This is a genomic window from Sphingomonas palmae (genome assembly GCF_900109565.1).
Classification (GTDB): Bacteria; Pseudomonadota; Alphaproteobacteria; order Sphingomonadales; family Sphingomonadaceae; genus Sphingomonas; species Sphingomonas palmae.
The window spans coordinates 433,849-439,931 of record NZ_FNZZ01000004.1 but is presented as its reverse complement, the minus strand read 5'-3'; the positions used below and the strand labels follow the sequence as shown (position 1 = coordinate 439,931).

The window sequence follows — 6,083 nt, the reverse complement described above, 5'->3', positions numbered from 1 at the left end:
AGGAGCCAAAACCTGCACAAATCTTACATGTGTAACGTAAGAGACATACAAGCTTCAGCTTAACTTCTAACGACCCCCAACACACCTTGAATGTGCCAGAACCCGCAAAAGCCGCCGCCCGCATGTCCCTTCATCTAAACCAACAATGTCAAAGAGCGACAAAAACACAGCGCTCAGTCCATCCCCCTACCCTCCGGTAAAGAGCCAGACCGCCGCGCCACCGTTTCCGATCACACCAGCTAGCGTCGTCAGCGTCTAGCGCCCCGCCGCTGCGGTGACACCCATCTAGGCGGGCCAACGAATACCGTCAAACGGTTTTTGCAGAAAAGTTGCAGCGAGGGGCAAAAAAGCTTCCGTGAGACGCTTCAGGAGCCTGGAGAGGCACATGCGGTCACCTGACGCCCCCTGTTTACGTAACCGTAGGATAGCATGGCGTACGCGCGTCGCATGACGAGCGTCGACATCATACAGGGCTCCGGGCCGACGACGCTTGTACGGCAGATCCGCAACGCGATCGTGTGGCGCTCTGGAAGCCAGATCCTGTCGCAGGTCGTGCAATGGGCTGCGACGTTCCTCGTCATCCGTATCCTGTCGCCGAGCGACTATGGCCTGTTCGCGATGACCGCGGTGGTCCTCGCCTTCACCAACATGCTCGACGGTTACGGCCTCGCCAGCGCGCTGATTCGCCAGCCCGAGGTCAATACTCGCGACATCCGGCAGCTGTTCGGCCTGCTGATCCTGCTAAACGGCTCGCTCGCGATCGTTCAAGTGTTCGCGGCGCCGCTGCTCGCCGCCTACTATCGCCAGCCGATCGTTGCCGACATGCTGCGCGTGCAGGCGCTGCTCTACCTCACGACACCGTTCATCGCGCTGCCCTCCGCACTGCTGAGCCGACAACTCGATTTCAGCCGCCAGGCGAAGGTCAACATGGCGGCCTCGCTGATGTCGGCTTCGACCGCGTTGCTCGGAGCATTGTCGGGGTGGGGCGTATGGACCCTGGTCGCGGCGCCAGCGGCACTCTATCTCACTCGCGCCATAGGCCTGACCTTGGCAGCGCGTACCTTGGTGCGGCCCTTGTTCCGCTTCGGCGGAGCGGGAGACCTGCTGCGATTCGGTGGCTTGATGGCGCTGGGACAATTGTTCTGGTTTCTGCAGAGCCAGACCGACGTCTTCATCGCCGGACGCGTTCTGACCCCGCACCTGCTCGGCATCTACACGACCAGCCTGTTCCTCGCGCAGATTTTCGTGTCGAAGTTCGTGCCCCCGCTCAACGAAGTAGCGTTCAGCGCCTATGCGCGGATCCAGCACGATCCGGACGCGCGCGCAGCCGCGTTCCTGAAAGCGGTACAGTTGGTGATGCTGGCCGCCTTGCCCTTCTACGCCGGGCTCGCCGCCACTGCCGGGCCGCTGGTGCACGCGGCACTGGGCGAGAAATGGGGCGAGGTCGTCCCCGTCGTACGGCTGCTCGCGCTGGCGATGCCGTTCATGACGCTGCAAGTGCTCTACTCTCCCGCGTGCGATGCGGTCGGTCGACCCGGGATCGGCGTCATCAACGGCGCGATCGGAGCGGCGTTGCTGACCGCCGCGTTTCTGGTCGGCGTGCACTGGGGTGTAACCGGTTTGGCTGTCGCCTGGCTGGTCACTTATCCCGCCTATCTCGCGGCGAGCAGCGCGCGCGCCCTGCCCGTGATCGGCGTGTCGGCGCGGGCGGTCGTGCAGGCCGCGATGCCCGCGATCGTCTGCGCGGCTGCGATGGCCGCGCTGGTCGTTGCCACCGGGCACGTCTTGCCGCCGCTGAGCCCGCTGCTCAGCCTCACCGTGCTGGTCGCGATCGGCGCGGTGAGCTACGCGGGGCTGCTGTTGACGTTCTGGCGCGGCACGGTCAGTGACATGATCAGGCTGGTTCGTGCCTGATCCGGCTCAGGCCTGCTGAATGTAATCGCGCATCGCGCGCGCTTCCGCCTCGATCCGGTCGATGCGATATTTGACCAGATCGCCGATCGAGACGATGCCGATCACCTGCTCGGCCTCAATGACCGGCAAGTGGCGGATACGTCGCCTGGTCATCAGCGACAGCGCGCCGAGCACCGAGTCGTCGCGCCCGACCGTTACGGCGGGCGTGGTCATCACCGCTGCAATCGACTGATCGAGGGCGGACGCGCCGTGCTCGCGCAGGCAGCGGATCACGTCGCGTTCGGAGAAGACGCCTACGACGCGATCATCGTCGAGCACCGGCACCGCACCGATCCGCCGTTCGGCGAGCAGCGCCACCGCGTCGGCGACACGTCGATCGGGTGAGATGGACACAAGGTCGGCGCCCTTGTCGCCGAGGATCGCTGCGATGGTCATCGCCTTCTCTCCTGTTTGGTCTCGCGCCTATAGGCTGGTGTGTCGCATCATTTCACGTTCGCGTGCGTGTTGCAAAGTGTGTCGGGAAAAGAGGTGGCGGATGCAGGGACTGGACGATCCGGCGCAGGCGCGTTTCGCATGGCGGCGTTTTCGCCGCATCTTGGCTATTATGACGCTGGTCGGCGTGGTCGCGGCGTTTCTCGCCGTTCACCTGCTAGGTCGCGCGTACGGCGAGCTCGGCTGGATCGCGACGCTCGCAACGTTCGGCGGGGTAATCGGATCGGTCGCGATGGCGGGCGCGCTGATGGGGCTCGCCTTCATGAGTTCGGGCACTGGACACGACGAGGTGGCCGACGCCGCCGGTCTTGATACGACAACGGGCCGAGCGCCCCGGAAGGACGTCGGCCCGTAACGTTCGATCGTTAGACGGCTGCGGCGTTACTCCGCGGCCGAGGCCTCACCGCTGGTGACGCGCGCGACACGACGACGGCGCGGCTTGGGCGCCTCACCTTCGTCGGCGGAAGGAGCAGCGATCTCCGCGTCGCTCGCGCGGACAATGCCGAGCGATGGCGGCAGGCGATCGGCGTCGAGTGCCTCTGCCGGCGCGGCGCTCTCCACGCCCTCGTCGCGGACCTTGCGCGCGCGAGTGCGACGGCGCGGCGCTTCATCGGCCTGCGCCTCGGGCACCGATGCCACCTGCGGCGGTGCCGAGTTCAGCTCGGCCGCTTGGACGGACGACTGATCGACGTCGTTAGCGACCGCGGGCTGGCTTACCTCGGCCGATCGACGCTCGCCGCGCTCGAAACGGGGGCGCTCTTCACGCGGCTGGCGCTGTTCGCGCGCCTCACGCGGCCGCTCGTCGCGGTCATATCGCGAGCGCTCCTGACGATCGTCGCGAAACCGGTCGTCGCGGGGACGGGCATCGCGATCGCCGCGCGCGCGGTCGCTCTGCTGGCGCTCGCCCTGATAACGATCGTTCTGCATCCGGTCGCCCGACTGACGATCATTCTGCTGACGATCATTCTGCTGGCGCTCGTTCTGCGGCCGCTCGCCCTGCTGGCGATCGCTTTCCTGCGCGCGCTGCATCTCGTCGGCACGAACCGGCTCGCCCTCGTCGCCGAAGTCGTCGAACGGATCGAACTGGTCGAAATCGTCGCGCGACTGGCGGCGCTGCTGCCCCTGCTCCTCGCTGCGCCCGCGCTGGTCGGCGAGCACGCGGAAATAATGGTCGGCGAACTGCAGGTAATATTCGGTGTTGACCCGGTCGCCCGACATCTGCGCGTCACGCGCCATGTTCTTGTATTTCTCGAGCAACTGCGCCGCATTGCCGCGCGCGCGGCTGTCGATGCGATTGCCGCTGTCACGCTGCCCCTGGCCGCCACCGCCCGAACGCTGCGGTCCATTGCCACGGCCGCGACGGCGACCTTGCTGACGATTGTTGATCAAAAGTGTGTCCTCGTCCTCGAACCTAAAACGGCACTGCTCCCGAGCGGCACCGATCACGGTGCACGGGCGATCATTCCCCAGGACGGCCGCACGGTGGCGAACCGGACCTGCCACGGCCACCGGACTGCAGCGGCTGATGACGAAGGGAGGGCACAACGCCCCATAACAACGACGCGGTAAACAGCGCTGTCCGTGCGGGCCCCTGTGAGCGCTCTAGCGAACCGCCGCTCGTTCTGAAAGAGAAATATGTGGACTGGGCCGTTCGTCTTCAAGGCGTGACAACGAGGCAACGGTCGAGCCCCGCCAGGTCGCGGCGTACCGTCACGCGCAAACCAATTGCCTCGAACAGCGCGGTCACCGCGGCCCCCTGCGTCGACCCGATCTCGACGCATGCGACGCCGCCCGCCGCAATCTGCGCCGGCAGCAGCGGTGCGAGGCGGCGGTAGTCATCCAGCCCGTCGGCACCGGCGAACAGCGCCGACGCCGGTTCCCACTCGCGTACCTCGGCCGGAAGTGCCGCGTCGACCTCGATATAGGGTGGATTGCACAGCACCAGGTCGAACGCCTCGCCCGTTCCCGTCCAATCGCCCGCCATCATCTCCGCGCGCGCCGCCATCCCGAGCCGTTCGGCATTGTCGCGCGCGATGCCGAGCGCGGCGGGCGAGGCATCGATCCCCACACCGCTCGCGTGCGGCCATTGGGCGAGCGCGGCGAGCAACAGCGCGCCCGATCCGGTGCCGAGGTCGAGCACGCGACGCGGCCCCGCCGTGCCCTCGAAATGCGCCACCGCCGCCTCGATCAGCGTCTCGCTGTCGGCGCGCGGGACGAGCACGCCGGGGGCGACGTGCAGGTCGATCGTCCAGAAGGCCCGCGTGCCGGTCAGATAGGCGATCGGTTCTTGGGCTGCGCGGCGCTCGACCAGCGCATTAAAGGTGTCGGGGACCTGCCAGTCGCCCAAGGTAAGGAGCAGTCGCTCGCGCGTGATGCCGAGCGCGTGCGCTAGCAGCAGCTCGGCGTCGAGCCGCGGGGTGGCAGAGAAGGTGAAGCGCTGCGCGGCGGCGGCGAGCGCGGCACGGGGATTCCTGGGTGGCATGTAGGCTCTATCGGGTAGCGCCGCGGCGAAGCCGCGTCGTCGGACAGGAGCGGGGCTCCTGCCGGCCGTGCTTGGTCGTGTCCTGCTGCGGCACGCAGCAGGCCGACCTATGCATCCAGCGTCGCCAACCGTTCCGCCTCGTCCTCCGCGATCAGCGCGCCGACCAGTTCGCCCAGCTCGCCCTGGAGGATTTCCGGCAAACGGTGGAGCGTCAGGTTGATGCGGTGGTCGGTGACGCGGCCCTGCGGGAAATTGTAGGTGCGGATGCGCTCCGACCGGTCGCCCGAGCCGACCATCGCACGGCGGGTGCCCGATCGCTCGGCCGCCAGCCGCTCGCGCTCGGCCTCGTACAGCCGCGTGCGCAGCACCTTGAGCGCCTTCGCCTTGTTCTTGTGCTGCGATTTCTCGTCCTGCTGGATGACGACCAGCCCGGTCGGCAGGTGAGTGATGCGCACGGCCGAATCGGTCGTATTGACCGACTGACCGCCCGGCCCTGACGAGCGATAGACGTCGATGCGCAGGTCCTTGGCCTCGTCGATCTGCACGTCGACCTCTTCGGCCTCGGGCAGCACCGCGACGGTCGCTGCCGAGGTGTGGATGCGCCCGCCGCTCTCGGTCACCGGCACGCGCTGGACGCGGTGGACGCCGCTTTCGAACTTCAATTTCGCAAACACGCCCGATCCGGTGATCGAGGCGACCACTTCCTTGAACCCGCCCGCGTCGCTGTCCGAGGCGGAGATCAGCTCGACGCGCCAGCCCTGCTCCTCGGCGAAACGCTGGTACATGCGAAACAGGTCGCCCGCGAACAGCGCCGCCTCGTCGCCGCCGGTTCCGGCGCGCACCTCGAGCATCGCCGAACGCTGATCGGCGGCATCGCGCGGCAGCAGCGCCAGCGCCAGCCGCCGATCGGCGTCGGCGAGCGCCGCCTTGTTGTCGCGCAACTCTTCCTCCGCCATCGCGCGCAGCTCGGCGTCGGCGTCGTCGGTCATGTATTGCAGGCTCTCCGCCTCGGCGCGCAACCGCCGCACCTCGCCCGCCGCCTGCGCGACCGGCTCGAGTTCGGCGTATTCCTTCGACACTGAGACGAAGCGGTCGCCGTCGAGATTGCCCGTTGCCATCAGCGCGGACAGCTCGTCGCGCCGCGCCTCGATCTGGCGGATGCGGTCGGGGGAGATAGTCGTCATGCGTGCGCGCC

At 67.2% G+C, this 6,083-nt stretch carries 6 protein-coding genes and 1 pseudogene; 2 read left to right on the top strand and 5 right to left on the bottom strand.

The features are described 5' to 3' along the window. Positions 1-447 precede the first annotated feature (447 nt). Positions 448-1,914, top strand: a complete 1,467-nt coding sequence (locus BMW51_RS12375; RefSeq protein ID WP_093006911.1) for a lipopolysaccharide biosynthesis protein — start codon at positions 448-450, stop codon at positions 1,912-1,914. Positions 1,915-1,920: 6 nt separating this feature from the next. On the opposite strand, the gene BMW51_RS12370 is transcribed toward BMW51_RS12375, so the two are convergent. Further along, the gene (locus tag BMW51_RS12370) at positions 1,921-2,349 is read right to left on the bottom strand and encodes a CBS domain-containing protein (RefSeq protein WP_093006784.1); all 429 of its coding nucleotides are present in this window, start codon (positions 2,347-2,349) and stop codon (positions 1,921-1,923) included. Positions 2,350-2,449: 100 nt separating this feature from the next. Between BMW51_RS12370 and BMW51_RS12365 the strand changes: the two genes are divergently transcribed. Further along, on the top strand, positions 2,450-2,761 hold the full coding sequence (locus BMW51_RS12365) for a hypothetical protein (RefSeq protein ID WP_177171649.1): 312 nt from the start codon (positions 2,450-2,452) through the stop codon (positions 2,759-2,761). Positions 2,762-2,787: 26 nt separating this feature from the next. On the opposite strand, the gene BMW51_RS16410 is transcribed toward BMW51_RS12365, so the two are convergent. The 4 genes and pseudogenes from BMW51_RS16410 to prfA all read right to left on the bottom strand — a co-directional run bounded on the left by BMW51_RS16410 (position 2,788) and on the right by prfA (position 6,072). Further along, positions 2,788-3,045, bottom strand: a complete 258-nt coding sequence (locus BMW51_RS16410; RefSeq protein WP_342724048.1) for a hypothetical protein — start codon at positions 3,043-3,045, stop codon at positions 2,788-2,790. Between the two features lie 561 nt (positions 3,046-3,606). Further along, positions 3,607-3,852, bottom strand: a pseudogene (locus BMW51_RS16405) (DUF4167 domain-containing protein); the annotation flags it as partial. A gap of 211 nt (positions 3,853-4,063) precedes the next feature. After that, on the bottom strand, positions 4,064-4,888 hold the full coding sequence (gene prmC / locus BMW51_RS12355; protein ID WP_093006780.1) for a peptide chain release factor N(5)-glutamine methyltransferase: 825 nt from the start codon (positions 4,886-4,888) through the stop codon (positions 4,064-4,066). Between the two features lie 107 nt (positions 4,889-4,995). Then, positions 4,996-6,072 carry a peptide chain release factor 1 gene (prfA, locus tag BMW51_RS12350; RefSeq protein WP_093006778.1) on the bottom strand — a complete coding sequence of 359 codons (1,077 nt, stop codon included), beginning with the start codon at positions 6,070-6,072 and terminating at the stop codon, positions 4,996-4,998. Positions 6,073-6,083: the final 11 nt, after the last annotated feature.